The organism is Xanthobacter autotrophicus (genome assembly GCF_030015065.1).
Lineage (GTDB): Bacteria > Pseudomonadota > Alphaproteobacteria > Rhizobiales > Xanthobacteraceae > Xanthobacter > Xanthobacter autotrophicus_D.
In genome coordinates, this window is record NZ_JAIVFN010000035.1 from 1 (window position 1) to 25,248 (window position 25,248).

The 25,248-nt window shown below is 66.8% G+C and carries 33 protein-coding genes, 3 tRNA genes and 1 pseudogene; 14 read left to right on the forward strand and 23 right to left on the reverse strand.

The window, feature by feature from the left end; translation table 11 throughout:
* The 5 genes and pseudogenes from K9U40_RS09320 to K9U40_RS09340 form a co-directional block, all read left to right on the forward strand.
* A pseudogene (locus tag K9U40_RS09320) lies at positions 1 to 588 on the forward strand (tyrosine-type recombinase/integrase); the annotation flags it as partial.
* Positions 589 to 641: 53 nt separating this feature from the next.
* Positions 642 to 1,250: a hypothetical protein gene (locus K9U40_RS09325; RefSeq protein ID WP_282889923.1), complete on the forward strand. Its 609-nt coding sequence runs from the start codon at positions 642 to 644 to the stop codon at positions 1,248 to 1,250.
* Positions 1,251 to 1,347: 97 nt separating this feature from the next.
* Entirely contained in the window at positions 1,348 to 1,596 is a 249-nt protein-coding gene (locus tag K9U40_RS09330) for a helix-turn-helix domain-containing protein (protein WP_282889924.1), read from the forward strand.
* Between the two features lie 47 nt (positions 1,597 to 1,643).
* Positions 1,644 to 2,321, forward strand: coding sequence for a hypothetical protein (locus tag K9U40_RS09335; protein ID WP_282889925.1), 678 nt, complete (start codon positions 1,644 to 1,646; stop codon positions 2,319 to 2,321).
* A gap of 4 nt (positions 2,322 to 2,325) precedes the next feature.
* The gene (locus K9U40_RS09340; protein WP_282889926.1) at positions 2,326 to 2,547 is read left to right on the forward strand and encodes a DNA-binding protein; all 222 of its coding nucleotides are present in this window, start codon (positions 2,326 to 2,328) and stop codon (positions 2,545 to 2,547) included.
* A gap of 1,140 nt (positions 2,548 to 3,687) precedes the next feature.
* Here K9U40_RS09340 and K9U40_RS09345 read toward each other — a convergent pair.
* The 18 genes from K9U40_RS09345 to K9U40_RS09430 all read right to left on the reverse strand — a co-directional run bounded on the left by K9U40_RS09345 (position 3,688) and on the right by K9U40_RS09430 (position 16,039).
* Complete coding sequence (locus K9U40_RS09345) at positions 3,688 to 6,054, reverse strand: hypothetical protein (protein ID WP_282889927.1); 2,367 nt, start codon at positions 6,052 to 6,054, stop codon at positions 3,688 to 3,690.
* Positions 6,054 to 7,652: a terminase large subunit gene (locus K9U40_RS09350; protein WP_414114776.1), complete on the reverse strand. Its 1,599-nt coding sequence runs from the start codon at positions 7,650 to 7,652 to the stop codon at positions 6,054 to 6,056. Before K9U40_RS09350 ends, K9U40_RS09345 begins: the two co-directional genes overlap by 1 nt.
* Positions 7,621 to 7,974 carry a phage terminase small subunit P27 family gene (locus K9U40_RS09355; protein ID WP_282889929.1) on the reverse strand — a complete coding sequence of 118 codons (354 nt, stop codon included), beginning with the start codon at positions 7,972 to 7,974 and terminating at the stop codon, positions 7,621 to 7,623. The genes K9U40_RS09350 and K9U40_RS09355 overlap by 32 nt, the downstream gene beginning before the upstream one ends.
* A gap of 20 nt (positions 7,975 to 7,994) precedes the next feature.
* Positions 7,995 to 8,315: a phage head closure protein gene (locus tag K9U40_RS09360; protein ID WP_282889930.1), complete on the reverse strand. Its 321-nt coding sequence runs from the start codon at positions 8,313 to 8,315 to the stop codon at positions 7,995 to 7,997.
* Positions 8,312 to 8,719 (reverse strand): DUF3168 domain-containing protein, encoded by a 408-nt coding sequence (locus K9U40_RS09365; RefSeq protein ID WP_282889931.1) that lies wholly within the window; start codon positions 8,717 to 8,719, stop codon positions 8,312 to 8,314. Before K9U40_RS09365 ends, K9U40_RS09360 begins: the two co-directional genes overlap by 4 nt.
* Entirely contained in the window at positions 8,719 to 9,210 is a 492-nt protein-coding gene (locus tag K9U40_RS09370; protein ID WP_282889932.1) for a hypothetical protein, read from the reverse strand. Before K9U40_RS09370 ends, K9U40_RS09365 begins: the two co-directional genes overlap by 1 nt.
* A gap of 10 nt (positions 9,211 to 9,220) precedes the next feature.
* Positions 9,221 to 9,457, reverse strand: coding sequence for a hypothetical protein (locus K9U40_RS09375; RefSeq protein ID WP_282889933.1), 237 nt, complete (start codon positions 9,455 to 9,457; stop codon positions 9,221 to 9,223).
* Complete coding sequence (locus K9U40_RS09380; protein WP_282889934.1) at positions 9,454 to 9,792, reverse strand: hypothetical protein; 339 nt, start codon at positions 9,790 to 9,792, stop codon at positions 9,454 to 9,456. Before K9U40_RS09380 ends, K9U40_RS09375 begins: the two co-directional genes overlap by 4 nt.
* A gap of 3 nt (positions 9,793 to 9,795) precedes the next feature.
* Positions 9,796 to 10,251, reverse strand: a complete 456-nt coding sequence (locus K9U40_RS09385; protein WP_282889935.1) for an HK97-gp10 family putative phage morphogenesis protein — start codon at positions 10,249 to 10,251, stop codon at positions 9,796 to 9,798.
* The gene (locus K9U40_RS09390; protein WP_282889936.1) at positions 10,251 to 10,556 is read right to left on the reverse strand and encodes a head-tail connector protein; all 306 of its coding nucleotides are present in this window, start codon (positions 10,554 to 10,556) and stop codon (positions 10,251 to 10,253) included. Before K9U40_RS09390 ends, K9U40_RS09385 begins: the two co-directional genes overlap by 1 nt.
* A complete protein-coding gene (locus K9U40_RS09395) occupies positions 10,553 to 10,888 on the reverse strand; it encodes an HNH endonuclease (RefSeq protein ID WP_282889937.1) in 336 nt (111 codons plus the stop codon). Before K9U40_RS09395 ends, K9U40_RS09390 begins: the two co-directional genes overlap by 4 nt.
* A gap of 4 nt (positions 10,889 to 10,892) precedes the next feature.
* Positions 10,893 to 11,123 (reverse strand): hypothetical protein, encoded by a 231-nt coding sequence (locus K9U40_RS09400; protein WP_282889938.1) that lies wholly within the window; start codon positions 11,121 to 11,123, stop codon positions 10,893 to 10,895.
* Positions 11,124 to 11,148: 25 nt separating this feature from the next.
* Positions 11,149 to 11,535 carry a hypothetical protein gene (locus tag K9U40_RS09405; protein WP_282889939.1) on the reverse strand — a complete coding sequence of 129 codons (387 nt, stop codon included), beginning with the start codon at positions 11,533 to 11,535 and terminating at the stop codon, positions 11,149 to 11,151.
* A gap of 13 nt (positions 11,536 to 11,548) precedes the next feature.
* Positions 11,549 to 12,730, reverse strand: a complete 1,182-nt coding sequence (locus K9U40_RS09410) for a phage major capsid protein (RefSeq protein WP_282889940.1) — start codon at positions 12,728 to 12,730, stop codon at positions 11,549 to 11,551.
* Between the two features lie 2 nt (positions 12,731 to 12,732).
* Positions 12,733 to 13,236 carry an HK97 family phage prohead protease gene (locus tag K9U40_RS09415; RefSeq protein ID WP_282889941.1) on the reverse strand — a complete coding sequence of 168 codons (504 nt, stop codon included), beginning with the start codon at positions 13,234 to 13,236 and terminating at the stop codon, positions 12,733 to 12,735.
* Entirely contained in the window at positions 13,236 to 14,429 is a 1,194-nt protein-coding gene (locus K9U40_RS09420) for a phage portal protein (RefSeq protein ID WP_282889942.1), read from the reverse strand. Before K9U40_RS09420 ends, K9U40_RS09415 begins: the two co-directional genes overlap by 1 nt.
* Positions 14,430 to 15,320: 891 nt before the next feature.
* Positions 15,321 to 15,395 (reverse strand) — tRNA-Glu (locus K9U40_RS09425).
* 221 nt (positions 15,396 to 15,616) lie between these two features.
* Positions 15,617 to 16,039, reverse strand: coding sequence for a VOC family protein (locus K9U40_RS09430; protein WP_282889943.1), 423 nt, complete (start codon positions 16,037 to 16,039; stop codon positions 15,617 to 15,619).
* Positions 16,040 to 16,160: 121 nt separating this feature from the next.
* Here K9U40_RS09430 and K9U40_RS09435 point away from each other — a divergent pair, with 121 nt between their 5' ends.
* The 3 genes from K9U40_RS09435 to K9U40_RS09445 all read left to right on the forward strand — a co-directional run bounded on the left by K9U40_RS09435 (position 16,161) and on the right by K9U40_RS09445 (position 18,220).
* Positions 16,161 to 16,931, forward strand: a complete 771-nt coding sequence (locus K9U40_RS09435; protein ID WP_282889944.1) for an SIR2 family NAD-dependent protein deacylase — start codon at positions 16,161 to 16,163, stop codon at positions 16,929 to 16,931.
* Between the two features lie 120 nt (positions 16,932 to 17,051).
* Positions 17,052 to 17,630, forward strand: coding sequence for a cold-shock protein (locus K9U40_RS09440; protein ID WP_282889945.1), 579 nt, complete (start codon positions 17,052 to 17,054; stop codon positions 17,628 to 17,630).
* Positions 17,631 to 17,632: 2 nt separating this feature from the next.
* Positions 17,633 to 18,220 carry a DUF192 domain-containing protein gene (locus tag K9U40_RS09445; RefSeq protein ID WP_349239425.1) on the forward strand — a complete coding sequence of 196 codons (588 nt, stop codon included), beginning with the start codon at positions 17,633 to 17,635 and terminating at the stop codon, positions 18,218 to 18,220.
* A 42-nt stretch (positions 18,221 to 18,262) separates the two neighbouring features.
* Here K9U40_RS09445 and K9U40_RS09450 read toward each other — a convergent pair whose 3' ends face one another.
* The 3 genes from K9U40_RS09450 to K9U40_RS09460 all read right to left on the reverse strand — a co-directional run bounded on the left by K9U40_RS09450 (position 18,263) and on the right by K9U40_RS09460 (position 20,654).
* Positions 18,263 to 18,793: a chromate transporter gene (locus K9U40_RS09450; RefSeq protein ID WP_282889946.1), complete on the reverse strand. Its 531-nt coding sequence runs from the start codon at positions 18,791 to 18,793 to the stop codon at positions 18,263 to 18,265.
* The gene (locus K9U40_RS09455; RefSeq protein ID WP_282889947.1) at positions 18,790 to 19,416 is read right to left on the reverse strand and encodes a chromate transporter; all 627 of its coding nucleotides are present in this window, start codon (positions 19,414 to 19,416) and stop codon (positions 18,790 to 18,792) included. The genes K9U40_RS09450 and K9U40_RS09455 overlap by 4 nt, the downstream gene beginning before the upstream one ends.
* Before the next feature lie 74 nt (positions 19,417 to 19,490).
* The gene (locus tag K9U40_RS09460; protein ID WP_282889948.1) at positions 19,491 to 20,654 is read right to left on the reverse strand and encodes a hypothetical protein; all 1,164 of its coding nucleotides are present in this window, start codon (positions 20,652 to 20,654) and stop codon (positions 19,491 to 19,493) included.
* Positions 20,655 to 20,920: 266 nt separating this feature from the next.
* Between K9U40_RS09460 and K9U40_RS09465 the strand changes: the two genes are divergently transcribed.
* Positions 20,921 to 21,763: a transporter gene (locus K9U40_RS09465; protein ID WP_282889949.1), complete on the forward strand. Its 843-nt coding sequence runs from the start codon at positions 20,921 to 20,923 to the stop codon at positions 21,761 to 21,763.
* Positions 21,764 to 21,827: 64 nt separating this feature from the next.
* Here the strand turns inward: K9U40_RS09465 and K9U40_RS09470 are convergent, their stop codons facing one another.
* Entirely contained in the window at positions 21,828 to 22,265 is a 438-nt protein-coding gene (locus K9U40_RS09470) for a hypothetical protein (RefSeq protein WP_282889950.1), read from the reverse strand.
* A 59-nt stretch (positions 22,266 to 22,324) separates the two neighbouring features.
* Here K9U40_RS09470 and K9U40_RS09475 point away from each other — a divergent pair.
* From K9U40_RS09475 to K9U40_RS09490, 4 genes are all read left to right on the forward strand, one after another.
* Positions 22,325 to 22,401: transfer RNA gene (locus K9U40_RS09475), tRNA-Pro, on the forward strand.
* 182 nt (positions 22,402 to 22,583) lie between these two features.
* Positions 22,584 to 22,889 (forward strand): hypothetical protein, encoded by a 306-nt coding sequence (locus tag K9U40_RS09480; protein WP_282889951.1) that lies wholly within the window; start codon positions 22,584 to 22,586, stop codon positions 22,887 to 22,889.
* Positions 22,890 to 23,005: 116 nt separating this feature from the next.
* The gene (locus K9U40_RS09485) at positions 23,006 to 23,311 is read left to right on the forward strand and encodes an ETC complex I subunit (protein WP_282889952.1); all 306 of its coding nucleotides are present in this window, start codon (positions 23,006 to 23,008) and stop codon (positions 23,309 to 23,311) included.
* Positions 23,312 to 23,499: 188 nt separating this feature from the next.
* Positions 23,500 to 23,576: transfer RNA gene (locus K9U40_RS09490), tRNA-Arg, on the forward strand.
* A 351-nt stretch (positions 23,577 to 23,927) separates the two neighbouring features.
* On the opposite strand, the gene K9U40_RS09495 is transcribed toward K9U40_RS09490, so the two are convergent.
* Positions 23,928 to 24,536, reverse strand: coding sequence for a TIGR00730 family Rossman fold protein (locus K9U40_RS09495; protein ID WP_282889953.1), 609 nt, complete (start codon positions 24,534 to 24,536; stop codon positions 23,928 to 23,930).
* 307 nt (positions 24,537 to 24,843) lie between these two features.
* On the opposite strand from K9U40_RS09495, the gene K9U40_RS09500 reads away from it, so the two are divergent.
* Positions 24,844 to 25,245 carry an ArsR/SmtB family transcription factor gene (locus tag K9U40_RS09500; RefSeq protein WP_349239426.1) on the forward strand — a complete coding sequence of 134 codons (402 nt, stop codon included), beginning with the start codon at positions 24,844 to 24,846 and terminating at the stop codon, positions 25,243 to 25,245.
* The last annotated feature ends 3 nt before the right edge of the window (positions 25,246 to 25,248 follow it).

Sequence of the window (25,248 nt, forward strand, 5' to 3'; positions counted from 1 at the left end):
GGCTGGGAGGGGGACCTTGGGCGCTTGGTCCTGGTCCTCGCGGCCACTGGCGCGCGCTTCTCGCAGGTGGCGCGCATGACGGTGGCCGATGTCCAGTCCGCGCAGCTCCGCCTGATGGTGCCAACCAGCCGGAAGGGAAAGGGCCAGAAGGTTGCCAAAATAGGGGTGCCCGTTGGCGAGGACGTAATTGGGGCTCTGAGGCCGGCGGTGGCCGGCCGGGTGGGCAGCGCCACCTTGCTGGAGCGCTGGCGACACAAGCAGGTCACCCCGACCAAGTGGGAACGCGTCGGGCGCGGGCCGTGGGGCTACAGCGCCGAATTCTCGGCTCCTTGGCGGGCAATTACGGCGCGGGCGGAATTGCCGGCCGGCGTGGTGCCATACGCGCTTCGACACTCGTCGATCGTTCGCGGGCTGCGCGAGATGCTCCCTGTTCGCCTGGTTGCGGCTCTGCACGACACATCGTCGGCGATGATCGAGGCTCACTACAGCGCGTTCATCGTCAGCGCACTTGATGAGTTGGCGGCCAAGGCAGTGGTGCCGCTCACCACCGTGCCGGCGACTGTCAGCCCGATCAAGGCGGTGAGGTGATGGCGCGGCGCCGACCAGCGAAGAAGGTGCCGGTGCCGCCGGCGGGGCGGGTCATGAACGCCATCGATCCGGCAGCACCAGTGGGTCGCTATGCGATCGACAACCTTGCCGCCGGCTTGCTCGCAGCGGTCACGGACGATCCGGTGGGGCTCGCTCGTCGGATCGTGCAGCGCGCGGCCGTGCAGGCCTGGCATGAGGCGAGCCGGATCGTGAGCGAGCCCGAGGTATACGAAGAGGCTCGCTCCATGATGGGGCGCCTCAAGATGATGGAGCGGGACTGCGCTGCAATGGAGCGCTCCGAAGCGTGGTTCGCCTTCTACCCTAAAGCCGACGACGACGAGGATCCAATCTGGGGGCAGATGCGGGCAGCGGACGAAATCCGGCAGGCTGCGGCGACCTTCCGCGCCGCGATCGCGAAGTTCAAGGACGAGAACTTCCTCGGGAACAAGCCGTCTATCGGGCGGGCCCGCCCCCTGGAACGAGCTTTCGCGTCGCGCTTCAGAACCGAATGGCGGGAGGCGACAGGCAAGCCGGCGCCCCGATCGAGAAGCGGTCCGGTGGTTGAATTCCTCTCTGCAGCGTGGGCCGACGTGGGCTTTCCGGAACTGCCCGCAGACGACGACACACTTGCGATCTACATGGGCCGGCGGGCTCACAACTGACAAATCAGGCCGTCGATTTTTCTGAGCCTATTTTGATTTCGCACCTCGGCGATGCGCAGCAAGGATCGGCGCACATCCACTAAATGGAGGTGAGCAAATGAACCAGCCCAGCACGGTGGCCATTGCGCCGCTGCTTGTCAGCCTTCCTGATGCGGCAAGGGCCCTCGGTGTCGGACGAAGCACAATCTACGAACTGATGCGGGCCAAAAAGCTGGAGTCGGTGGCGGTCGGCCGCCGCCGCATGATCCCCGAGGCGGCGATCCGCGATTACGTCGACCGGCTGCGCGCGAGCCAGAAGGCGGCTCCGGTGACCACGCATGATGTCGACTTCGACTACGAAGATTGAGTTTGGCGCCCGAGCATCCCGCTCGGGCCATTGAGAAAGGAACCACCATGACAGCTTACATCGGCACGCCCCTTGCGATCACCGAACTGCAGACCAAAACAATCAACCAGATGTTCAGCGAGCACATCGGAACGCTTCCTGTCGAGGCCGCTATCCTGCTGTTCGGCGCCTATAAAAGCCTCGGGGAAAAAGCGGCCGCAGGAAAAATTGAGGTTGTTCGACACATCGACGGCATGGTCGAAGCTTTTCTTATGAAGGAGCACCAGTTCGACCACCGGCCGCTCTTTGATGCTTTGCGATTGGACGGCGTTCCGCAGAGCAAAGCCCCCGACCTGGACGCCGTTTCCGACTTCCGGGAGGAGGCTCGCACTACGATGGCGGCGTTCCGGGAGGAGATCGCGGCCGCTGCCGGGACCCCCCCGCGCAGGAACACGGCCAGCCGAATTTCTGAACTGATGCGCATCATCGAGGACAACCGGGACATCGCCGACGGGCTTGATGACTTCCCCGACGAATCGATGGCCGCCAACGCGCGCATGACCGAGGCGGAGAAGGAGATGTTCAATCTCCCCGTGCGAACCGCCGAGGATGCTCAGGCCGTCGTGCGGCTATTCCGTCGCGAGTTCCTCGCGGACCGCGTGGGAGAGACGCTCGGCTGGGGCGAAGTCGGGATACTGAACCTTCTCGACAATCTCAGCGACTATGTCCGCCAGCAGGAGCGGTGAACCAATGCCGGGCGCGCGCAATGCTGGCGCGTTCGACCTGGTCGGCGCAGCCGCAATCGCGGCGTTCCTTGGCCGGTCTGCGTGGAAGGTGCGTGACCTGCACCGCCAGGGTTTCCTCCCGGCCGTCCGCCTGGGCAAGAACGGGCCGCTCATGGCCCGGTCATCCACACTGCTGAGGTGGATCGAAGAAGACGAGAAGAAGGCCAGCGCAGGCACGGCGCCCTGAGGGCGCCAACTCGGGAAAAGGAGCGGCAATCGTGCCGTCCGTCCCATTTTTCCTATCAAGGAACAGGGTCACAAATGAATCTTGCTCCGCGGCGTGCCAGGTACGCTCGCTGGTTGCATGGGTTCGAGCAATACAGCGTCTTCAAATTTCGGTCGTCGGAGATACTGCAGCCACAAAAGGCGCAGGTCCGACCTTCCCTCTGCTCGGCGATGCGTGCCAGACGCCGGGCCTCATTCTCCGCTGCGCAGCACTCTGCCGAGCAATACATGGCACTCGCTGCCCGATCGGTTCCGATCGCCCCGCCGCAGTGCGCGCAGGGGCGAACCGTCCGAGCCTCGCGGCGTTTGCTCCTCCGCCGGGCTGCGATCTCCCGCGCCTTGGACCTGCGCTGGCACGCTTCCGAACAGAAACCGCTTCCGGCCTTGCGGTTCACGGCGATTGGCCCACCGCACTGCGCGCAGTTCCGCTCCCCCCGCATCTCGTATCGGCCGCGCTTCTCCAAGTCGTTATAATCACGCTTGTAGCAAGCCCTGGAGCAGAAGCGTCGCCGTGCGTGGCGATCATCGGGTAGAGGCGCGCCGCACCCCTCGCAGACGTCGCCTTGAAGATCATCAATCGAGACCATCGATCACCTCGCGGAGGCCCGCTTCTTCACGCTTTGCAGAGTAGTAGTAAAGTCGTCCTCTGTAGTTTGTGCTGCATGTCGAGCTACAGTACTTTGTGTGCTCTTCCGGGAGCCTAGCTCCGCAGTTCACGCATGTCACCCGCTCGAACACCGCAACTCCATCCTGCGTCCACTCAGGCTGACCCTGCTTCCACGTAGGCCGAACCGCGCCGATACGGTTCAAAGCTGCCAACACCACGTCCACGGCCGCCCTGTCCGCACTCCCCCATTCCCAACCTTTGAGGCAAAGCATGGAACGAATCCCCGCACGCATGACGCCCTCGAAGGCGAAGGGCGTCGGTTCGGCCCGGCGCAGGATCGGCGCCACGATGTCGATGAAGCGCGAACGGGCGCCAGCCTTCAGCTTCTGGCCGCGCTTCTCTTTCGGTCGCCGAGCCTCTTGCTCCCGCGCGTACCGGCTCCATTGGTCCGTTCGCAGGAGCCAGATTTCCTTGGAGCTGAGGTGGCGCACCAGCTCATACCCCCCGCATCGGGTTCAGCGCGAAGCGGCCTTGGATGCCGCGCGCCAACGGCCCCATTTCCTTCATGTCCTTCAGGAGTTCGGCCTTCACCACCCGCATCAGGTCCACGCTGCTCCGCCTGAGCACACGCTCGATTTCGTCGGTGTTACCCGTCGCGCCGCTGCCGGACGTGGTGATGTTGTAGGTAGGGGCGACGCTGACGTTGTTCGTCCGTGGCGCGAACACGCTGTTGCCGGCGATGCGGGAGGTGTCCGGCATGCGCATGTCAACCGGGATGCGCCGGCCGTCCGGCAAGGGCACCGCAGCTTCCGGGCCGGCCTCGCCGAAGATCGCGGCCTTGCGCGACACCCCGCCGCTCGCGAAGCGCTTCAGCTGGCGCGGCCCCTGCGGAGTCATCACGCCGCCGTCCGCGAAGCCGAAGGCGCCGCCCACGCTCTTCACGATCGTGCCGATGGCACCCCCGCCGCCGTTTCCGAAGGGCCCCTCGCCGAGGAGAACGGACTTCAGGAGGAGGTCGGCCAGGAGCTTCAGGCTGTCCTTGAGCGCGTCGTTCCAGGTCTTCGTGCCGTCCACCAGCCCCATGATGGAGCTGGTGGCGAGGGTCCCGAGTTCGCTCTGAAGCTCCCGCAGGCGTTCCTGCGAGGCCCGCGTCTTTTCCATGGCGGCGGTCACGTCGCCGTAGCGCGCGGCGAGCTGCTGGAGCTGCGCCACCTGTTCCGGCGAGAGCTTGAGGTTGTGTTCCTGCGCCGTCGCCAGGGCCTGTTGCATGAACTTGTATTCGGCCGCCGCCTGCGTCGTCATGCCGAGGGCGGTGCGTTCCACCTCCAGGTCGCGCACCCGCTGTGCCGACGCCGTCGCCAGGTCCTTGTAGCCGTAAGTTGCCGCGCTGATCGACGCATCGGGGGCCGCCGGCGGGGCCGATGTCGGCGCGCCGCTCACCCTCCCCTTCAGTTCATCGAGGCGCTGCTGCGCCAGCTCCACCGTCTTGATGTACCCTTCCAGCGCGGCCGTCATTTCCGCCGTGTTGGCGGTGGGCATCTTGGCGCCGTACTTGCCGGCCCAGCCGCCCACCTTCTGGTTCGCGGCGACGGCCCGCGCGTATTCCAGCTCTGCCCTGGCATCGGCGAGCGCCTTCTCGGCATTCTCGACGTGCTGGTCGCCCAGCGCCTTCAGAGCCGCCTCGGCGCCGGGCACGCGCGCCTTCACCTCGGAGATAGCCTTGTCGAGGCTCGACATGGCCTCCTTGTGGGCGTCGGCCGCGACCTTCGCATGGTCCTGCCGAAGGGCGAGCGCGGCGATGGTGCCCACGATGGCCATGATTGCGACGCCCCAAGGCCCGCCTGCCAGGCGCAGCGCCGCCGCGAGGCCGGCGGTTGCGAGCGCCGCCGCGCGCGAGCCCGCCGCCACAGTCAGGATGGTGGCGTTCAACGCCGTCATCTGGACGCCCGTCGCCACGGCCGCCGTTGCCGCCGCGCCGAGGGATGCGACAAGCGGCCCGAGCACCACGCCCGCGCCTACCGCGCCGAACGCCGCGGCGATGCCGAGAAGCTCCGCCTTGTAGTCCTCCAGCGCCCTGGCGCCCTCCAGCACCCCCGACTTGAGCGCCACCTCGATCCGCAGGGCGAGCTTGTCGAACTCCTGCGCCACCTTCTTGGCCTCTGCGGCGAGGTCGTCCGAGAGGATGACGCCGAGGGCGCGGGCCTCCTCACGGGCCCGGCTGATAGCCCCTTCCCCCTGTTCCATCAGGCGCACGAATTGCTCGCCGCCGGTGCCGCCGAAGATCTCATCAGCAATGCGGATCTGGCCCGCCTTGCTGAAGCCCTTCATCTTGTCGATGATCTCCTCGAACAGGGCGGCGGGATCGGCGAGCTTCTTCTTCAGGTCGGCGGCGGTGTAGCCCAGCCGCTTGAAGGCCTCCACGCTGGAGCCGGCGCCGGTGCGAATGAATTCGTCGGCGCGGAGCTGCATCTCCTTCAGGCCGTCGGTGAGGGCATCCACGCCGATGCGGGCTTGCCCGGTGGCGTACTTCAGCTCCTGGAAGGGCTCGAAGGCGACACCGGCCTTCTGCGCCTCCGCAGCGAGGTCCGCCACGGAGGTGGCCGCGCTCCTCAGCGTGGTGATGATGCCGGCGAGGCCGCCGCCGGCGATGATGCCGGCGCCGCCGAGGGTGCTGAAAACCGACGTGATGGATGCGCCGGCGCCGGAGAACGCAGCCTTCAGGTTTGCAGCGGAAGCCTCCGCCCGCTTATCGATGGCGGTGAACTTGGCGTTGGCCGTCTTCTGCGCCCGCTCGAAATTCTTCTCGAAGTCGCGGACGCGCGCCTCGAGGGCGACGACAAGGCGTTCGTCTTCTCCAGCCATCACATCACCATGAGTTCGGGCGACCACTCGTCGCTCTCGTAGATTGATGTCGCTTCACCAGCAGCCGCGCGTGAGATCGCCATCCAGGTGGCGAAGGCGCCGTCGATCCGGTCGCGGCTCTTGCCCTTGTGCATGGTGCGGTTGCCGGCCGGGTCGGTTTGGATCGCCACGTTCTCGAAGCACCAGCGCAGCACGGGATGTCCGCCATGCCGGAAGCGTTGCGAGACGATGGCCCGCTCAAGCTCGTTGAGGGCCGGCGACTGCGTCACCCAGCCGAGCTGCAGGATGGCCACGGGCAGGCCATCGTCGTTCAGCGGCCCCATGACGGGCTGGGCATAGGCCTTGTCGAAGGCAATCTCCTGCACCCGGAAGCGCCCGCAAAGCTCGCGGATCCGTGCTTCCACTGCCCGGTAATCGACAACATTACCGGGCGTCGGGGTGATGAAGCCGTCATCCGCCCACTGCGGATAGGGCACCCCGTCGCGATCGGCGCGGGCCCGGAGATTGTCGGCGGGGCAGAAGAAGAATGGATGGACGATGTACCCGCCATCCCCGTCGCGCCAGCACGCCACCACGGAGGTGAGGTCGGTGGTGGTGGACATGTCGACGCCCAGCCAGCACGGTTCGCCCTCCAACGCATCGAGGTCCACGGGCGCGGCACCTTCGTCGTACACGCCCATGTCGACGAACGGGTCGGCGGAGTGGTCCAGCCAGATATTGAGGTTGAGCTGGCGGAATGCCTCGCGGTCACCTGGCCGGCGCTCGCCCTCGCGGGCGAGCTGGCGCAGCCCTTCGATGTCCGGATATCCATGGGCGAGGCCGGGGTTCACCCGGTGCCAAACGGCCTCGTCGCGCCAGTCTTCATCCTTCCCCGCCTCGAAGAGGATCGGCAGAATGGACGGATCGACCACCTCGCCACGAGCCACCTTCCGGGCATCTTCCACGATGTCGTGGGCGATGTTCTCTTGCCCCCGGCCGGCGGTTGTGGCGACAACCAGGAGCGAGCCCGGCGTCTTCACGAGGCCCGAGCGCAGCACGTCCCACAGGTCGCGCTTCTTCCAGGCGTGCAGTTCGTCGGCGAGCACGAACACCGGCGTGCGCCCGTGCTGTGTGCCGGCGTCGCAAGAGATGGCCTCGTAGAATGAGCCATGGCGCGTGGACGTGATGCGGTTTTTCGAGTCGACGACGTCGCTCACCTTCATCAACCGAGGGTCGGACCGGATGATGCCAGTGGCCTCGGCAAAGCCCAGTCGGGCCTGCTTGCGATCCGCCGCCGCGCTGATCACCTCGCCGCCCGGCACACGCTCCGCGCCGATGGTGTGGAGCAAGGCGAGCGCCGCGGAGAGTGAGGTTTTCCGGTTTCCGCGCGGGAGAAGGAGCACCACCGTCTTGACGATGCGCGTGCCGTCCTCATGCCGCGGCCCGTAGATCCGGCGCACGATGCGCTCTTGCCACGGATTGATCTGGAACGCCTGCCCCTTCGCCGGGCTTTTCGGATGCTTCAGGGCGCGCAGGAATTTCACCGCCCGCTCGCCACAGCCAAGCGGGTCCGGGATCGCGGAGCCGTCAAAGACCCAGGTCGGAAATGTTGTCGTCATCACCATCCTCCCGGATCGTCGGCCGCGAGCGGCTCACGGGCGTGAGACCCAGCTCGGCGGCGTGCTGGCGCGCCGTCGCCATGACGTGGATCTGGAGCCGGGCGAGCTGCACATCGATGCCGCCAATCTCCTGAATGCGCCGCTCGATCTGGCGTACGCGCCCGGTGGCAACGCAGTAATTCTCAAGGGTGCCAAAGTCCGCGGCCGTGAGGATCCGGCGCTTCGTCAGGCCGGGCATGACCCGGCGCCATTCCGCCTTCGCCTCGCGGGGCAACCAGGACGGCGCGGGGGGTGCCCGTGTCACGGCATCGTTGTTCACCACCAGGCGCGGCTTCGTCCCCCTCATTGCGCGTTCCTCGCCACGGTGCGGATCTCCAGCCCCCTCCGGCGGCCCAGCTCCTTCACCTCCTTGATGTCGTGTGCGATGCCCTCGAAGAGCACGCGGTCGCGCACTGTCACGCCGGCGAGGAAGCGGGTGCGAAAGATCACCGCCGCTTCGCCCTGGAGGCCGGCCCCCTGCAGGAACTCGGTGGTGCTCGCCTGGATCAGCGCCGCCCGCAGCGTCGCGACGTCCACCCACGTGGTGGAGACCTCGCCGAAGTCGTCCCGCGCCTCGGTGGCGCGCTGGATCGTGATGATGCGATCGAGCGAGCCCGCCCTCATGGCGCCACCTCGGCGAGGCAATCCACCGTGACGATGCCGTGGGCCGTCTCGCCGTCCGGATCCCGGAGGAAGCGGGCGTCACGCACCACCGTCGAGATGGCCCGATGCCCGCTTTCCAACTGGATCGGCAGGTGCTCCACCGCCGCCGTCACGGCGCCGGCGATGGCCCGGGCCGCCGGCATGCTCTTCGTCCACACGTGCAGCGTCGCATAAATGCGGCGGTGGTCCCCCTTGAGCGCGAGCGGCTCCCGCACCACCTGCCCCTCGCCCACGACGATGGAAGGGAAGCGCTGCGGGACGCTCCAGCCGTCCACCATGGCGCTGCTCGGCACCAGCGCTGTCACGTCGGGCGTGGCGGCGAGGCGCGCGAGCAGCGATTTCTGCAGGGCGAGGTCCGGGCTCATCACGTCGCCGAGGCGTGGACCACGACCACGTTGGAGTTGATCTCCAGCGTCGAGGAGAGCTTGAGAATGTTGTTCGCGCCGTCCAGCGCCTCGGAAGCGCTCATCACCAGGGCGGTGAAGTAGCGCAGCGAGTTCTTGGGCGAGGCGCCGGTGGCGGGCTTGTCGTTGAACTCGATCTTGAAGGCGTAGGAACCCTTCGCCGCCGCCGCTGCCCGCAGCGCGAGCTGTCCCGCATCGGCATAGTCGGAGCCCATGACGACCGCCATGGACCCCGCGTTCGCGACACCCTTCCGCTTTTGGGTGCGGGCGATGCCGATGACGTCGAAGGTGGAGACCTCGGCGTTGTCACCGAGCGCGCCGATGCTTTCGACGGGCGTGATTTCCGTCCAGGTCTGCGAGGTGAAGTCCGCCGCGACAAGGTCGGCCCCGTTGGCCGGCTCCTTCGCAGCACCGATATAGATCTTCGATCCACTGACTCCATAGATAGACATCTGCTCTTCCTCAGGTTCGATTAGCTTGAGCGACGGTTCCAAACACTGCGTCGAAGGCCATGGGTGTCAGGTCTGCGACGGGCTTCTCTTTTTCCGCCCCGCCGAAGATCGCCTTCAGCATGTCGATGCGGCCTTCCATGGCGGCCTCGATCTGGGGGATGGGGGTGGCCAGAGCCACCGCCGGGGGCCAGCCGAGCCAGCCGGTGGCGTACCGGAAGAGCGACGCGAAGAACTCCGCGTGGCTCACCCGGCGAAAGGGGTGCCGGGCTTCTCCACCTCGCCTTCGTCCTTGGGTGGCCGCCCGCCGTTGGCGAGGATGAAGACGAAGCGCGCCAGGCGCGGCATGAGGTCGAGAACGCCGGCCTCGAACACCTGCTGCGCCGTCGCGTCCTGTTCGCTCTCGCGCCGGCCGAGGCCAAAGCGGACCACGTCCACGGCAGCGATGAGGTCGAGAGCTTCGATCTTGGCGAGCAACGCGCCGAAGCTCTCATGCCGCTGGCACAGCGCCATCGCGGCGCCGAGGCTGGGCACCAGCGTGGCAGGCTGGCCGCCGATGGTGATTTCAACGTGTCCCTCGAGCATGTCTTACCTCGCGCTCTTCACGGCCTTGCCCACCGCCCGCTTGATGCGGTTGGCGAGCTTCTTCCTGTTCAGGCGGAAGGCGGGCCAGAAGAACGGCTGCGCCTCGGTTCCGGGATGGTGGGTGCCGGCGAACTCGCCACGGTTCTCGTGGGGGGCGGTGCCGTATTCCACGAGGTGGGCGTAGCGGACGGCGGTGTTGCCGACCGTCACCACCACCTGATTTTCCGGCACCACCTTCCCACCGCCGGGCTGCGAATAGGGCGGAGTCTGGTTGCCGGCCGTGGTCACCGCGATGCTCTTGATCAGGTCGCCGCTGTCGCGCGCCCGCTCGGCGAGGTGCGCCACGTCCTTCGCCAGGTCGTCGCCGGCCTTCTTCAAGGCGGGCTGCACCGCCTCCCGTGCGGCCTTCGGAATGGCCTTCAGGCGCCGGTTGAGGCTGGCGAGGCCGTTGTCCGCCATTATCCGAACGCCCATTTCCGGTGCGGGCCGATCAGGTCGAAGAAGCCCATGGGCGTCTCGGCGCCCGAACTGCCGAAGGTGGTGGCCTCCCGATTCTCGTAAAGGTGGCCGGCATAGAGCTTCAGGGCGTGCACCAGGCCGACGGGCATGGCGCCCTCAATGTCGTCCAGTGGGCCGCACCAGCTCTCGACGTAGCCGCGCGCGGTCTCCAGCATGCCGGTAAGCACCGCATCGTCATCGTCGGTGGTGACGTTGAGGTGCGCCTTCAGCTCGGCGAGCGAGACGATGGAAAGGGTGTCGGTCACGGCGCAGCCTTCCGCTCGTGGCTCTGCTTCCAGCGGTCATGGCAGGTGCGGCAGAGCGCCTGCCAGTTGGAGCGGTCCCAGAAGAGCTTCTTGTCGCCGCGATGGCGCACCTTGTGATCGACCACCGTCGCCGCGGCGCCGCACCGGACGCAGCGGGGACGGGTCTTCAGATAGGCGGCGCGCTCCAGGTCCCATTTCGAGGTGTAGCCGCGCTCCCGGGCGGAGGGCCGGCGGGCATCGGCCTCCGCCTTCCGCTTGCGCTCGCAAGGGCAGCGCTCGCCGGAAGCGATCTTCAGGCCGCATCCGCAGATGCGAGGCGCGCGGATGGGCATGGTGTCATTTCTCCTTGCGCGTGCGCCGGCTGGGCTTCGCCGCCGGCTCCGGCCCTGCGGCACCGGAAAAGGTGGGGGCATGGTCCGGCTCGCAGACGAACCCCGCAGCCTTGAGCCCGGCAAACAGGTGGGCCGGCACCTCGTCGCTCGTGCCCTTCACCAGCTTTCGCAGCTGGATCCCGTCGTCCGACAGCGGTACGCTGCAGAGCACGTGCACTTCCTTCATCTCGGTCATGACGTGCTCCGCAGGGTGTGAGGCTTCAGGCGACGGGGAGCACCACGGCATCGCCCTTCGCAAGGACGGCGCTGGCCGCGATCGAGGTACCGGCGTTCTTGGTGATGACGGCGCGCACGTAGCGCTTGAAGCCGGCGTAGCCGACGCTCACCAGCGAATCCGCCGCGAGGCTCGTGGGGAAAGAGCCGTGCAGGTTCGCGGCCGCCACGTCGGTGAAGTCGCCCGACGTGGTGGTGTCGCTCTCCTGGAGCTTCGCGGTGAAGTCGCCGGCGCCGGTGATCGCCCCGGTGCTCACCACCAGCACGGCACTGTTGAAGCCCAAGAGGTCCAGGGCGTCGCCGATGGTGGTGGCCGCCAGCACGGCAGGCGTGATGGACTTCACCACACCCAGGTTGTTCTTCAGGTCACGCATCTGTTGTTCCTCCTCAGGTTCCCACGAGCTGCTTCGCCAGCGCCTGGGGCTGGATCACCGCGCCGCCGACGCGGCGGGTGGCGTGGATCAGGGTGATGCCGTCGGTCGCGCGGGAATACGGGTTGACGAGGATCGTCATGTCCACGCGGTCGATGATCCGGTAGCCGCTGTTGAAATCGCCGAAGACGATCGGAATGGCGCCGGCGCCGATGTCAGGCATGTCCACGGCTTCGAGCACCGGCCGCCCCAGGATGCTTTCGGGCTGGCCTGCGGCGAGAGGCTGCTGCCAGAGAAACTGCCCCTGCGCGTCCTTCAGCCGGCGGATCGACGCCAGCGACTTGCCGTTCATCATCCAGGTGCCCCGCATACGGTAGGCCGCCGGCAGGGAGTACATGAGGTCGATCAGGCCATCGGGGGTGATGGCAACGGCGTGGCCCGTCGCAACCGATCCGATACGAGTGTCCCGCAAGAGGCCGGCCGGCTGCAGCACGCCGTCGCCGGTGAGGAAGGCCGCGCCCTCCTTCTTGCCGAAGTCCTCGGCGAGGGCGAGCCGCATCTCGGCTTCCGCGCCGCCGCCGCTGTCGGCCAGGAGCTGATTGGAAATCGGCACAAAGGTGTTGATCTCGCGAACCGGGATTTCCACCTGTCCGAAGCCCGGCTCGGACGCCTCCGAGGTCTGGGTTTCGCCCTTCCACTTGGCGTTGGTCACCCCGGTGCGCGCCGGATACATCACGCTCGGAGCGCCGGTGGTGCGGATGCTGGCCACCGTTCGGATCGGCGAGAACTCCACGAGGTTGCGGATGAACTCGGTGCTCATCTCGGCAGGCGCGAGATAGCCGCCCTGCGGATCGCTGGACACCGTGAGCGTCTTCAGCTCGTCGGCCGGGGTGCGGTCGCCATGGCGCAGATAGGTGCCGAAGGCCTTGCGCTCCAAGCTCAGCTCATCGACCTTCTTCTCGCTGGTGGCCGGGCGGTTGAGCTTTGCCTCGATCTTGTCCAGGCGCTCCACCAGCTTGTCGGCGCCCTTCGTCTCGGGCTCCGGCTTGGCGCCGGCCTGCGCCGCCTCCACCTTCTCCAGGCGGCCGATCACCTCGCCTTTGAAGTCGTCGAGGGCGGCGGTGACCACGGTCACCGGATCGTCGCCCTCGCCCTTGTATTCGATGGCGCCGTCGGGCGCCGCGGTGTGGTTGAGCATGTTCACCTCTTGCTGAACGCCGATGCGGCGCGGTGGAGAGCCCCGGCGATGGCGAGCGCCGCCGTGGCAGTTTTTGCGCTGGTCACCCGGGCGCCGGGATGCATGGGAATGGAGACCAGCGAGCACTCGAGCAGATCGAGGGCCTTGATGGTCCGGCCGCCGCCTTTGCGGGGCGCGGCCTTCCGGGTGACGAAGCCGATCGAGAGGCCGCCCACGGCACCGGAGCGCACCAAGGCGCGGACCTCGCGGGCGCGGGCCACCTCATCCACCAGGAGCTTGCCCTTCAGCCGGAGGCCATCCGAACCTTCGGTGGCTGCGGTCCACACGCCCACCGGGTCATTCGGATCGTGGCCGAAGAGGAGAGGCAGGGGCGTGCGGACGCTGGCAAATGCGCCCTTCTCGATCATGTCGCCGACGCGATCAGGGGTTCCGAAGGGCCAGGCTAAGCCTTCGATGGCGCCGGCCTCGTCCACGAGGATCTTGGTTTCGAGGAAGAGCCGTTCCATCAAACGCCCCCGTCCTGCGGCGCGGCAGCACCCGGCTGGCTGTTGCCGGTGTTTGGATTGGCGAAGGTGGCGCCGCCCTCGTAGCTGGGCAGTCCTTCCCATTCGCGCACCTCGTTCGGGTTCACGACGCGGGACGCGATGAGGCTGGAATAGGCGGTGGCGCGGGCGCCGAGGTCGGCCCGGGTGAGGTCGTCGCGCTCGAAGTGCACCCGGTGCGTGGGGTATTCCTCGGCGCTGAACAGGGCGAGGCGGAGCGCTCCTTCGAGGGCGCGAAGCCAGGGTTCCAGCGTGTAGGTGAGGAACTCGCGGCCCATCTGTTCGCTGTTCGACCAGGTGGCGCGCTCCAGGTCGTAGAGCATCTGCGGCGGCACGCGGAAGGCGCGGGCGATCTGAAGTACTTGGAAGCGTGTCAACTCCAAGAATTGCGCATCCACGCTGGTCATGGTCAGAGACGCATACTCGGTCTCGCCCTCGATGATGGCAGTTTTACCGGAGTTGGTGCCGCCGTGGGCGAGATGCCAAGCCTCGCGGATCTTTCGTACCGCGTCCGGCGAGGTCTTTCCCTTGACGGTGAGCACGCCGCTTGGTCGCGCGCCGTTGCCAAAGAGCCGGGCCGCGTGAGCGTCGAGGGTCAGCGCCAAGCCGACGCTCTCGCGCGCCAGCGATACGGGCGAGCGTCCGAAGGGGCTGCGCAGGTGGATGATGTCCGCCGCCGGGACCTCCCGCCCGTTGAGGAAGTAGCGATAGTTGCCGCTGCCATCCTCGTGGCGCTGGGCACTCAGGTGCGCCGCGTCGTAGCTGATGATCTCCACCGGCCGGCCTTCAACGCGGTTGACCCATGCCAGGCCGCCGCTGTCGTAGATCAGCGCCGACGCTGTGATGTCCCGGACGAACTCGAAGCCCGGCGTCCAGTCGTTCGTGCGGTTCTGCAGGAGGCCGGCCACCGGATGGTCGGACGCCTCCACCTCGGTCCCGCCATCGCGGCGCATCACCTTCACGTCGAGGGTGGCCACCGCTTCGCTGATCGCCTGCACCGCGCATTTGACCGCTGGCACCTGAAGCGCGGTGCCAGGCCCGACGTTCACACCCGAGGCGGTGGGCGAGGAAACGCCGAAAAGCGCCAGCAAGTCGCCATCCGGCGAGGCGAGCGACTTTTTCGTGTAGCCGAGGAATGAGGCGAGGCGGTCGAGCATGCCGAGAGGGAATCCTCCCTCACTGCGACATGGAATCCCGCTTCGCGAACTTTGATGATTCGTTGCGAACTTTTTGGTGAGGGCCAAAAACCCCAATTCGGCTCGATATCGCGCGATGGACCCCCGCCGGTCCGGAGCCAACGCCCCGAAGTCGAAAACCACCCCCCGGGTGGCCCCTCCGGTCGCGTGGCGTGGCCGCTGGCGGCCGTTCAGCGTCCCGGCAGCGCTTGGCCCGCCCAATGACCCCCTACGGCCTCGCCTCAGTCTTTCCTTCCGCCGCGAGCGAGCTTCAAGCGAGCGCTCGTCCCGCTGCGTCGTCGGAGGTCGCCGCGGACAGGAACAGGACATTGGGGGTCGCGCGGGGCTGGGAACGAGCGAGCGGAATTGAGCACTGAGACAGCTGCAGGATGGCAGGGGACGCCTTGAGGGCGCCCTTCTCAAGCTTCACCCAGAATCGACAGCCTGATGGGGGACGCTTGAGGCGCCCCCTCAACAGGATCTTATATCCCTATCTAAGGTTAAATCTATCTACGCGCGCGCCACGCGTACGCGCGGGGGAGGCTCGCGCCTGCTGGTTGCAGGCGCATCATGATGCACTACCGCACAATGCCAATGTCCCGCATTCCGGCCCCGATGTCCCGGAACTGGCCTTCGATGTCACAGAAACGGGCGCTCGTGTCCCGTTTCAGGCTTGTCGTGTCCCGGATTGGGGACGTGGCGTCGTGCGCTCCTGAGGTGCGACCGAACGCCTCTCCAGATGGGCTGCCCGAGCGGCCCGACAAGGAGGAATCCAACCGTCGGCACGTGCCTGCATTCGCTGATGTTTGGGGATGTTTTCTTGACGGATAGTAGACGGATTGGCCTACTTTTCGTCTAAGCCCTTGATTTTTCTGGCGCGCCCTAGGGGAGTCGAACCCCTCTCTCCACCGTGAAAGGGTGGCGTCCTAACCGATAGACGAAGGGCGCGCGTCGCTTCGGTCCGGCGTCGGATCGAAGTGCGCGTCCTTATAGGGGGAGGCCCCTGCATCCGCAAGGGTGCAGGGGAGATTTCCAAAGCCGGCTTGCCCGCGCCCGCGATACGAGCACTGCGATGCCGTCGGGTCCCGCGCTCCGGCCGCCCGGAGGGCCGCCGGGCGATCATGCCCATGGCGTCCGTTGCGCCCGGCTTCGGCGGCGCGACGGCAGGCTCACCATTTGCCGGTGTTGGGCATGGAGGCCCACGGCTCGGCGGGCGCCTTGGGGCCGCCCTTCTGCAGCAGCTCCACCGAGACGTTGTCGGGCGAGCGCACGAAGGCCATGTAGCCGTCGCGCGGCGGCCGGTTGATGGTGACGCCGCCGGCCATCAGGCGCTCGCAGGTGGCGTAGATGTCTTCCACCTCGAAGGCGAGATGGCCGAAATTGCGGCCCTCGCCATAGGGCTCGGGGTCCCAGTTGTAGGTCAGCTCGATCTCCGCCACGTCCTCCTGGCCGGGGGCGGCGAGGAAGAGGAGGGTGAACCGCCCCTGCGGCACCTCCTTGCGGCGGACCTCCTTCAGCCCCAGCTTGTTGCAGTAGAAGTCCAGCGACTGGTCGATGTCGGTCACGCGGACCATGGTGTGCAGAAAGCGCATCGGCTTGTCTCGTCCGTAGGAGGGAAGCGCGGCGTGCCGGATCGGGATAGGGTTCCCGCGGGTCGGGTGCGCCCCGTCATGGGCAAAGGGAAGGGGGCCGGCTTGCCGGCATCATGGACGTATGATCTTCGACACCGATCTCAAGGGTGCCCAGGCGCGCCTTTCCGAACTTCTCGATGAAGCGTCCTGTGCCGTCGCCTTTACCGGCGCCGGCATCTCCACGGAATGCGGCATTCCCGATTTCCGGTCCCCCGGCGGGTTGTGGACCCAGAACAAGCCGATTCCGTTCGACGTGTTCGTCGCCCACAAGGCCGCGCGCAACGAGGCGTGGCGGCGCAAGTTCGCCATGGAGGGAGCCTTCGGCTCCGCCCGTCCCGGACGCGGGCACAGGGCGCTGGCCCGGCTCCACGGGCGCGGGCGGCTGGCCGCCATCATCACCCAGAACATCGACGGCCTGCACCAGGCCTCCGGCGTGCCGGACGCGGCCCTCGTCGAACTGCACGGCAACGGCACCTATGCCACCTGCCTCGACTGCGGCACGCGTTACGAACTCGACTGGGTGAAGGCGCGCTTCGACGCCTCCGGCGGCTCCGCGCCCGATTGCCCCGAATGTGGCGGCCCCATCAAGGCCGCCACCATCTCCTTTGGCCAGGCCATGCCCGAGCCGGAAATGGCGCGGGCGGACGAACTGACCCGCCGGTCGGACCTCTTCATCGTCATCGGCTCCTCGCTGGTGGTGTTCCCGGCGGCCGGCTTTCCGCTGAAGGCCAAGAAGAAGGGTGCAAGGCTGGTGATCCTCAACCGCGAGCCCACCGATTTCGACGGAATGGCCGACTTGGTGGTGCGCATCGAGATCGGCGACGTGCTCGCTCCCTTCGCGCAGGATGGGTGACGCCGCAGGCGCTCGCGCAAACACGCCGCGCGTGAAGAGGGTGGGCGAAGGCCCGACGAATTGCTATCGTGGTAAGGGCGCGGCAACGAGTGCGCGGTCGCGTGTAAGGTCGGGGTTGTCATGGGGTCTGACGCACTGGGGCTGGGGCCACGGACCGCCGGCTCTTCGGAGGACGGAATCGAGGAGCCCGCGGGGCTCATCGAGGTCACCGGCTCCATCAAATGGTTCGATGCCTCCAAGGGCTACGGCTTCATCGTCCCGGACGACGGCGGGCCCGACGTGCTCGTCCACGTCACCTGCCTGAGGCGCGACGGCTTCCAGACCGCCATGGAAGGCGCCCGCGTGGTGTGCGAGGCCGTGCAGCGGACCAAGGGCCGGCAGGCCTTCCGGGTGCTGTCCCTCGATTTGTCCACCGCGGTCCACACCGCGCCGCCCCAGCCGCGCACCCGCGTGGCGGTGGAGCCCACGAGCGGATTCGAGCGGGCCACCGTCAAGTGGTTCAACCGGCTGCGCGGCTTCGGCTTCCTGACCCAGGGGGATGGGACGCCGGACATCTTCGTCCATATGGAGACGCTGCGCCGCCACGGCCTCACCGAGCTTCGGCCCGGCCAGAGCGTGCTGGTCCGCTACGGCGACGGCGACAAGGGCCTCATGGCCGCCGAAGTGAAGGCCGATACAGGTCCCAGCGGGAACAATTGACCATGCTGACCATCGTGACACCGGGCGCGGCCGCCGCGCAGCCGGGCCATGTGAATCCGAATCGCCCGCGTCCGATTGGCGCGCATGCGATTGGCAAGCGTGCGATTGGCGGGCAGCCGATTCTTGCGGGTGCGATCCTTGGCCTCGCGCTCGCTGTGTCGCCTGTCGCGCTGGCGGCGCCCGCACCGGTTCCGGCGGCGCAGGCGGCGAGCCTCGAGGCGCTGGAGATCGCGACCTCCAAGGGCGTGGTGACCTTCGAGGTGGAGGTGGCGCGCACCGACGAGCAGCGCACCACCGGCCTGATGTACCGCAAGTCCCTGGACGAGCGGGCCGGCATGCTGTTCGACTTCAAGGTCGACCAGCCCGTCTACATGTGGATGAAGAACACCTATATCCCGCTCGACATGCTGTTCATCCGCGCCGATGGCACCATCGCCCGCATCACCGCCATGACGACCCCGTTCTCCACCGAGACAATCTCCTCCGGCGAGCCGGTGCGCGCGGTGCTGGAGATTGCCGGGGGCACGGCGCGAAAGGTGGGCATCAAGGCGGGAGATCGGGTGGCGCACCCGGTCTTTCAGGGAAAATGAAGAGGGGTCCTCCGGGCCAGCCGGCCGACCCGGAGGACCTTGTCAAAGGGTGAGATATCCGACCGCCCCACCGGCGAGGATGATGAGGGCCGGGTTGATCTTCGGCCCGAAATAGATCAGCGCGAACACGGCGATGGCGAGCAGCGTGGTCTCCGTGCCCGTGATCGCCGTGCGGGCGATGGCGATCATGCCCGCGGCCATGAGGCCCACCACGATGGGCGCCAGGGCGTTCTGCAGGGCGAGGCGCCAGGGCGAGCCATCGAAATAGTTCCACAGGCGGGAGGCGCCCAGCGCCAGCGTCGAGGCCGGCAGGAAGAAGCCGGCGAAGGCGATGAGCGCCCCCGGCGTTCCCGCCACGTGGTAGCCGATGACGATCACCATCAGCATGTTGGGTCCCGGCGCCACCTGTCCAAGGCTGTAGATGTCGCGGAACTGGGCGTCGGTGAGCCAGTGGTGCGCATTGATGGTCAGCGCCTTCATCTCCGGCAGCACCGCCGTGCCGCCGCCGATGGCCAGCAGGGACAGCAGGGAAAAGACGCCCAGAAGGCTCAGGTCCGGATTGGGCTGGTTCACGACGCCTCCTCCTCCGAGACCTTGGGACGCTCGTCATGGCGCGGCCGGTAGATGAACAGGGCGAGCGGCAGCACGGTGATCAGCACGATGACGAGGGAAATGTGGAGGAAGCTCACCATCACCACGGTGAGCACCACTAGGGCGACCTCCGTGAGGTGCTCGAGCTGCTTGTGGCCGATCTGCAGCGTCACCGCTGCAAGCAGCCCGACCGAAGACGCGCCGATGCCGGCGAGCACGCTGTGCATGGCCGGGTTGCCGTGGTTCGAGGTGTAGAAGACGCCGAGCGCGAACACCAGCAGCCCGCCCGGCAGGGTCATGCCCAGGAAGCCCGCCATCGCGCCCACCGGGCCGCGCAACCGGTCGCCCACGATCACGCTCATGTTGGTGGCGTTGAGTCCGGGCAGGGCCTGCGAGATTTCGAGCGCGGTCATGAACTGCTCCTCGTCGAGCCAGCCTTTCGAGACCACGAGGGCGTTGCGCAGGTAGGCGACCACGCCGCCGCCGAAGCTGGTGGCGCCGATGACGAGGAAGGTGAGGAAGATCTCGACGAGGGGCACCGGCCGGCTGCCGGCGGGGACCGGCGGCGTGGCTGCGGGTGAGACGGACGGCTCATTTGCGCTCATGGCGGCTCCGGCTCGATGCGGCAGGGCAGGGAGGGCATGAAGGGCAGGGGGCGGGCGCGTGCGCCTGCCCGGCTTCACTCGCTGTGCGCGACCTGTCTTGCGCCGATGCCATAGACCATGGCGGTCTTGGTGGTGCCGAGCTGGACCCATTCCGGCGCCAGGGTCTGCAGGTCGCGGAAGAACTCCTCGGAGAGCCGCTTCGCCTTCTGGTGAATCTCGTCGTAGTGCTGGAACTTGGCCTGGAACGCGAATTCACCCACCAGCGAGGTCTCCGAGGCGCGGTTGCGCCAGATGGCAATGGTGGCCTTGGCCTCATAGCCGTGGCCGAAATCGAAGTGGCCCGGATCCACCTGGATCTCTTCCACCGCGATGTTGTTCACAAGGTCGATCCTGGTATCGCCGTCCACGTCCACACAGGACATGGCCGGGAATACCGCGGCGATGTCCCTCAATCCTTGGTTGAGGACCACGCCCGGCGAGATCACAATGCAATTGTGCGAGTAGAGGGAGCGCATGCCGCCGAGCGCGTCCTTGAGCGGCAGGATCTCCTCCTTGAACTTCACCTCGACCTCGCCGACCATCCGCGGCGCCATGTCCATGCCGATGCAGCGCTCGCGATCGGGGCTGCGGAACTTCACCGCAAGCTCATGCTCCGGGCGCGGCCAGCCGTCATCATAGAAGGTGCGCTTGCGCAGGATGAACGAGTTTCGATACAGGTCATAGTCCGGCGTATCGTAGAACAGGACTTCGCGCACCATGCGCTTGAATGCGTTTTCATTGGTCGTGACGCCGACGCCGTGCTTCTTCGCGACGTTCTTGATCTCGCCCCAATAGTCCTCGAACCGCTTGGGTGCGTAGAACTGCTGGGGTCGCAGGAGGATTTTGTATTCCCGGTAGTGGATATCCTGCATGGGGAACCGTGCCGCGAAGGTTGATTGAAAATGGGCGGGAAGGAGCCAGGTCGGCTCGCACGCGGTGAGAATCTTTGAAACCTCAGCTTCCGTCTGGTCGCGGGAGAAGTCCACTCCCCCGGACGACCGTTCCGCGGAGGTGCTGCCAGATACCCTTGGGTCATTGTGACAGCGGCGCAACAGTGCGCTGTTTTTAGCCGCCAAGACACTCTCGCAATCGTGATGATTGTGGCCGATGCCCAAATCGTGAGCTATACAAGTCACTGCTTCGGCTTCAAGGATCTGGCGTCGGGATGGCCGGTAATCCTCGAAGGTCTCGGGCGGCATGTGAGCGGGTGGTTCCCCGCGCCGCCAAGGTCGTGACACGCTGCCGCAGCATTCCCCATGGCAAGCGCCTGCCCTCCGGCTGTCGGTCGGGGAGCAAAAGCACAGCCGCGTCCGCCGCGAGGCGGAGCGTCCATTGCAGCAGCCGCAAGGGGGCTCGACCCTCCTTCGGACCATAAGAGTCCGGCGCAGAAGCGCCTGAGGAAGCGCCAGCGAAGAGCCTGCCGGTGGGGACCCGGAGATGGGCTCACGCTTATCGGAGGAAAATCATGACGACATTCGCAAGAATGGCGGCAGCAGGCGTGTTGTCGCTTGCTGCACTGGCGACGCCTGCGCAAGCGGGATCCGTCACCCAGCCCGGTGAAACCATCGGTCTCGCCGCGGGCGCGCCCCTGCCGGAGGGCCTCTATTTCGTGAATACGGCCGACTGGGGCTGCCGCAACACCTCGCCTGATACCACCTGCGTGGGCGTGGACATTCCGGTCTTGGCCTGGGCGACGCCGGTCTTCCTGTTCGGCGGGCGGATCCAGTTGCTCACCGCATTGCCGATGATCGAGGTGGGCGTCGAGAACGGCGATTACACCTCGGGCTTCTACAATCCCTGGTTCGCCGCCCAGATCGCCTGGGACCTCGGAAACGGCTTCGGCTTCAGCTACCTGGCGGGCTTCTATCTGGGCGTGAACACGGGGGTGGCGTTCGATTCCACCTCCTTCAACCAGCGATTCGCCCTGAGCTACACCGCCGACGGATGGAACCTCACCGCCAACGCCATCTGGGGCATCCAGGCGCAGGGCGTGACGGACACCATCAACCCCAACTTCCTGAACGTGGATCTCACCGCCACCAAGAAGATCGGCAAGTTCGAGATCGGCCCCGTCGCCTATTACTCGACGGACCTCAACAATCCGACGCTGTGGTACCAGAAGCAGAGCCAGTTCGCGGTGGGCGGTCTCGTCGGATATGATTTCGGGCCGGTGATCGCGCAGGCCTATCTGACCACCGACGTGTACGAGGAGAATTACGGCGGCCACGACACCCGCGGCTGGTTCCGCCTCATCGTGCCCCTGTGGAACCCCCCGCCGGCGCAGACCGCCGCCCTGATCCGAAAGTGAGCGCATCCCGGCCGGCGGAGCACCCGGCCGGCCGGGGTTCCCGCGCCCGAAGGGGCGACGGGCCTCAGGGCTGTCCCACCGCCTTGCCGGCGGTGGTGAAGAAGGATTCGGTGTACCAGCGCATCTCTGCCTCGATCTCCGGCTTGCCGGCGAGTTCGCACTGGTCCACGAGCATGCTCACGCGCTCGAACATGGAGGCGACGAACGGCTCCGGCTGGTCCTGCAGGCGGGCGATCTGGATCACGATGTCCCGCAGGATGAAATGCTGCACCATGGTATGGGCCTGGGCGGTGCCCAGCGCCTTGATCATCGAGCTCAGCCACTCTGAAAGCTCGGCATCGGATGCCATCTGAAAATCCCCGTCAAAGTACAAATGCGTCGCTGGAAATGCGCAGGCCCGCTCCGGAGCGGGCAGACCGGCCGCACCCCAGCTTTCCGCGTTGAGGCCGCCGAAATCAAGCATGACGGGCGGCAGGGCGGGCGCGGCGCGGTTGCTGTCCATGGGGCCAATCTTGCGTCGCCAGCCCTGAAACGGTACGAACGGTCAGGCGTCAGCGCCGTCGGAGCATAGCGCAGCCTGGTAGCGCATCTGCTTTGGGAGCAGAGGGTCGCAGGTTCAAATCCTGCTGCTCCGACCATTCGGTCGCATCGCCAAGACGGCTTCTTCCGGCTTTCGGGCGCCACCGGCGTGCCACTCATTTCCGGCTCGGGCTCGGGGCCGCCACCGCGCTTGCGCGACAGTCCAGCTTGCATTCACGGGTCATCTGCGGCTCAAAGCATCCTGTCCCGGCCAGACGGGCGGATGCGAGGAGTGGTGCGGATGATGATCGTCAAGGCGGCAAGGACATTTGGCCTCGGTAGCGCGCTCCTGGGTGGGGTGATGGGCATGCTGCTGTCCGCGGCGCCCGCCCACGCGGACAAGGCCGCCGCCGAACGCTGCGCCGCCAAGCTTTCGCCTGAGGCGAAGGCGATCTATGCGGCGAGCTTTCCCTTGCTGGTGCCGGGCGCGGACGGCCGCGCCGTCGTGACCGAGCAGACCCGGAGCCTTGTTCTTTCCGGCAAGATCGCCCACACCAAGGCGACCGAATCGGCGCAGGCTGCAGCCGGCTGCCTCGTCCTGCGCTGAGGGGATTCGGCGCTGAGGAGGGGCCGCCGCTCGGTTGTCAGTGCCGCGCGGCTTAACTATAGACGGAATGGGTCGCGGGCGAGGGGCGCGCGACCCCGGATGACGGGTTCAGCATCATGGTCGCACGCATCTACAAGCCGTCGCGCAACGCCATGCAGTCGGGCGTGGGGAAGACCCGGTTCTGGGTGCTCGAATACGAGCCGGAGCATGCGCGCATGGTGGAACCGCTGATGGGCTACACCTCCTCGGCGGACATGCGCAGCCAGATTCGCCTGAAGTTCGAGACCAAGGAAGAAGCGGTGGCTTACGCGCAGAAGCGCGGCATCCCCTTCCAGGTGTTCGAGCCCCACGAGACGGGCCGCCGGCGCATCGCCTATTCGGACAATTTCGCCTTCAGCCGCATCGGCCAGTGGACCCACTGACCGGAAGGGGACGGGCTCCGTCGCGGTAAGGTGGCGCATCGCGCCGGGGTTTGGTTGCGCCGTGCCGAAATGCGTTGCGTCTTTGCGCCTCCTCCCGGCTGCCAAGGCGCGCAGAAGGGTTGGGCGACGCGCTTTCTCGCGCGAACCGGTATCCATCTCGCTGGAAAACGCTTTAAAAGCGAAACGCTGGCCCCGTAGCTCAGCTGGATAGAGCAAGTGCCTTCTAAGCACTAGGTCGCAGGTTCGAGCCCTGCCGGGGTCGCCAGATTTATCAATGGCCTAGACCAGTTCTCCTGTGTCATTCCGACAAGGGCGCAGGTTTTGTTCGGAGCTGACGGGGCTTCTTCACCCCATTGGAACCCTGTTTCATCGTGCGCCGAACGATGGCGCGTGACCGGCCGGAGCCGGGTGATGAGACCTGCGCCGCATGCAGGCGTGCTGCGCCTTTTGTGCATTGCAACATAATTCGATCTTTGGTCTAATCCTCTCATGTTGCAATGCGGCAAGAAGGGGAAGAGATGCAGACCGTCGTCACGATCATGCTGATCGGCTCCGTGCTCATGGTCGCCATCGCCGCGCTGGACCATCCGGGCAGCTGAGCCGTCTGGCCCGCGCCTCACATGCGGTCGGCCAGTTCGCTGTCCGCCGCATGAAGCACGCGCTCGGGTACGGCGGCGGCCGCCTCGCGCAGGCGCGGCAGGATATCCTCCATCCGGTCGGCGGCGAGGATCTCCACCGGCGTCGCCTCGCGGATGAAGGCGGTGGCGCGCATATGCTCAATGAGGCTGAGGAACGGGTCCCAGAAGCCGGCAATGTTGGCGATCAGGATGGGCTTACGGTGACGGCCAAGCTGCGCCCAGGTCAACTGCTCCACCAGCTCCTCCAGCGTGCCGACGCCGCCGGGCAGCGCCACGAAGGCGTCCGCCCGCTCGAACATCATGCGCTTGCGGGCGTGCATGTCCTCCACCACGATCATCTCCGCCTCATGGGCGAAGGCGCGCTCGCGGCTCATGAGGAAGCGGGGGATGATGCCGGTGACAGCGCCGCCGGCGAGCGCCGTGGCGCCCGCGACTTCTCCCATCAGCCCGATGCCGCCCCCGCCATAGACGAGGCGGACCCCTTCGGCCGCGAGGATCTGCCCGAACCGGCGCGCTTCCTCGGCGAACAGCGGATCCGAGCCGGATGCGGATCCGCAATAGACGCACACACTTTCGATTCTAGCCATGGAAGCACTTTAGCAAACTCGGCGGGGAGTGGGACGTGGCGAACGGTCAGGGGCGCGAGAACGACGTCGGATTGAGGCTCTCCCGCGCATGGGCTGCCCGAGACCGCCGCTCCGGCAGCTTTTCCCGCTCCGTCCGGCCCGAACCGGCGCAACGGGAGCGGCGCCCCCATGCCGCCGGGATGCAGACCGGCGCGTGCTGTAGCTCGCGGCTGCGACGACGGCGTGACGGCGAGAGAGCCAACGGGCTCCTGCGGCGATCGCCCTTGAACTTGCATCGTTCATCGGCTATCGCCGATATACGATGAATATGAGCTCCTTTCCTCCCTCCGGCGCGCCCGACGCCTCCACCGCCGAGGATCTGCCTCCCGGCCGGGTCATCGAGGATCGCTCGGCCCTCGCCGAGCAGCTGCGGGCGCTGGCCCATCCGGTGCGCCTCAGGGTGTTGGAGACGCTCGCCGGCCAGGACCGCTGCGTGTGCGGCGAGATCGTCCGCGGGCTGCCCCTTGCGCAATCCACCGTCTCGCAACATTTGAAAGTGCTGACGGATGCAGGACTGCTCCGCAGCCGGCCCGAAGGCCAGCGCTCCGCTTACTGCCTCGACCGGGAGGCCATCGCCGCGCTCAAGGGCGAGATTGATGCGCTGTTCGCGGCGCTGTTGCCGGCCGGGGCGTGTTGCGCGCCGCCCTCGGGCCGTTCCGAAGACCGATAGGCC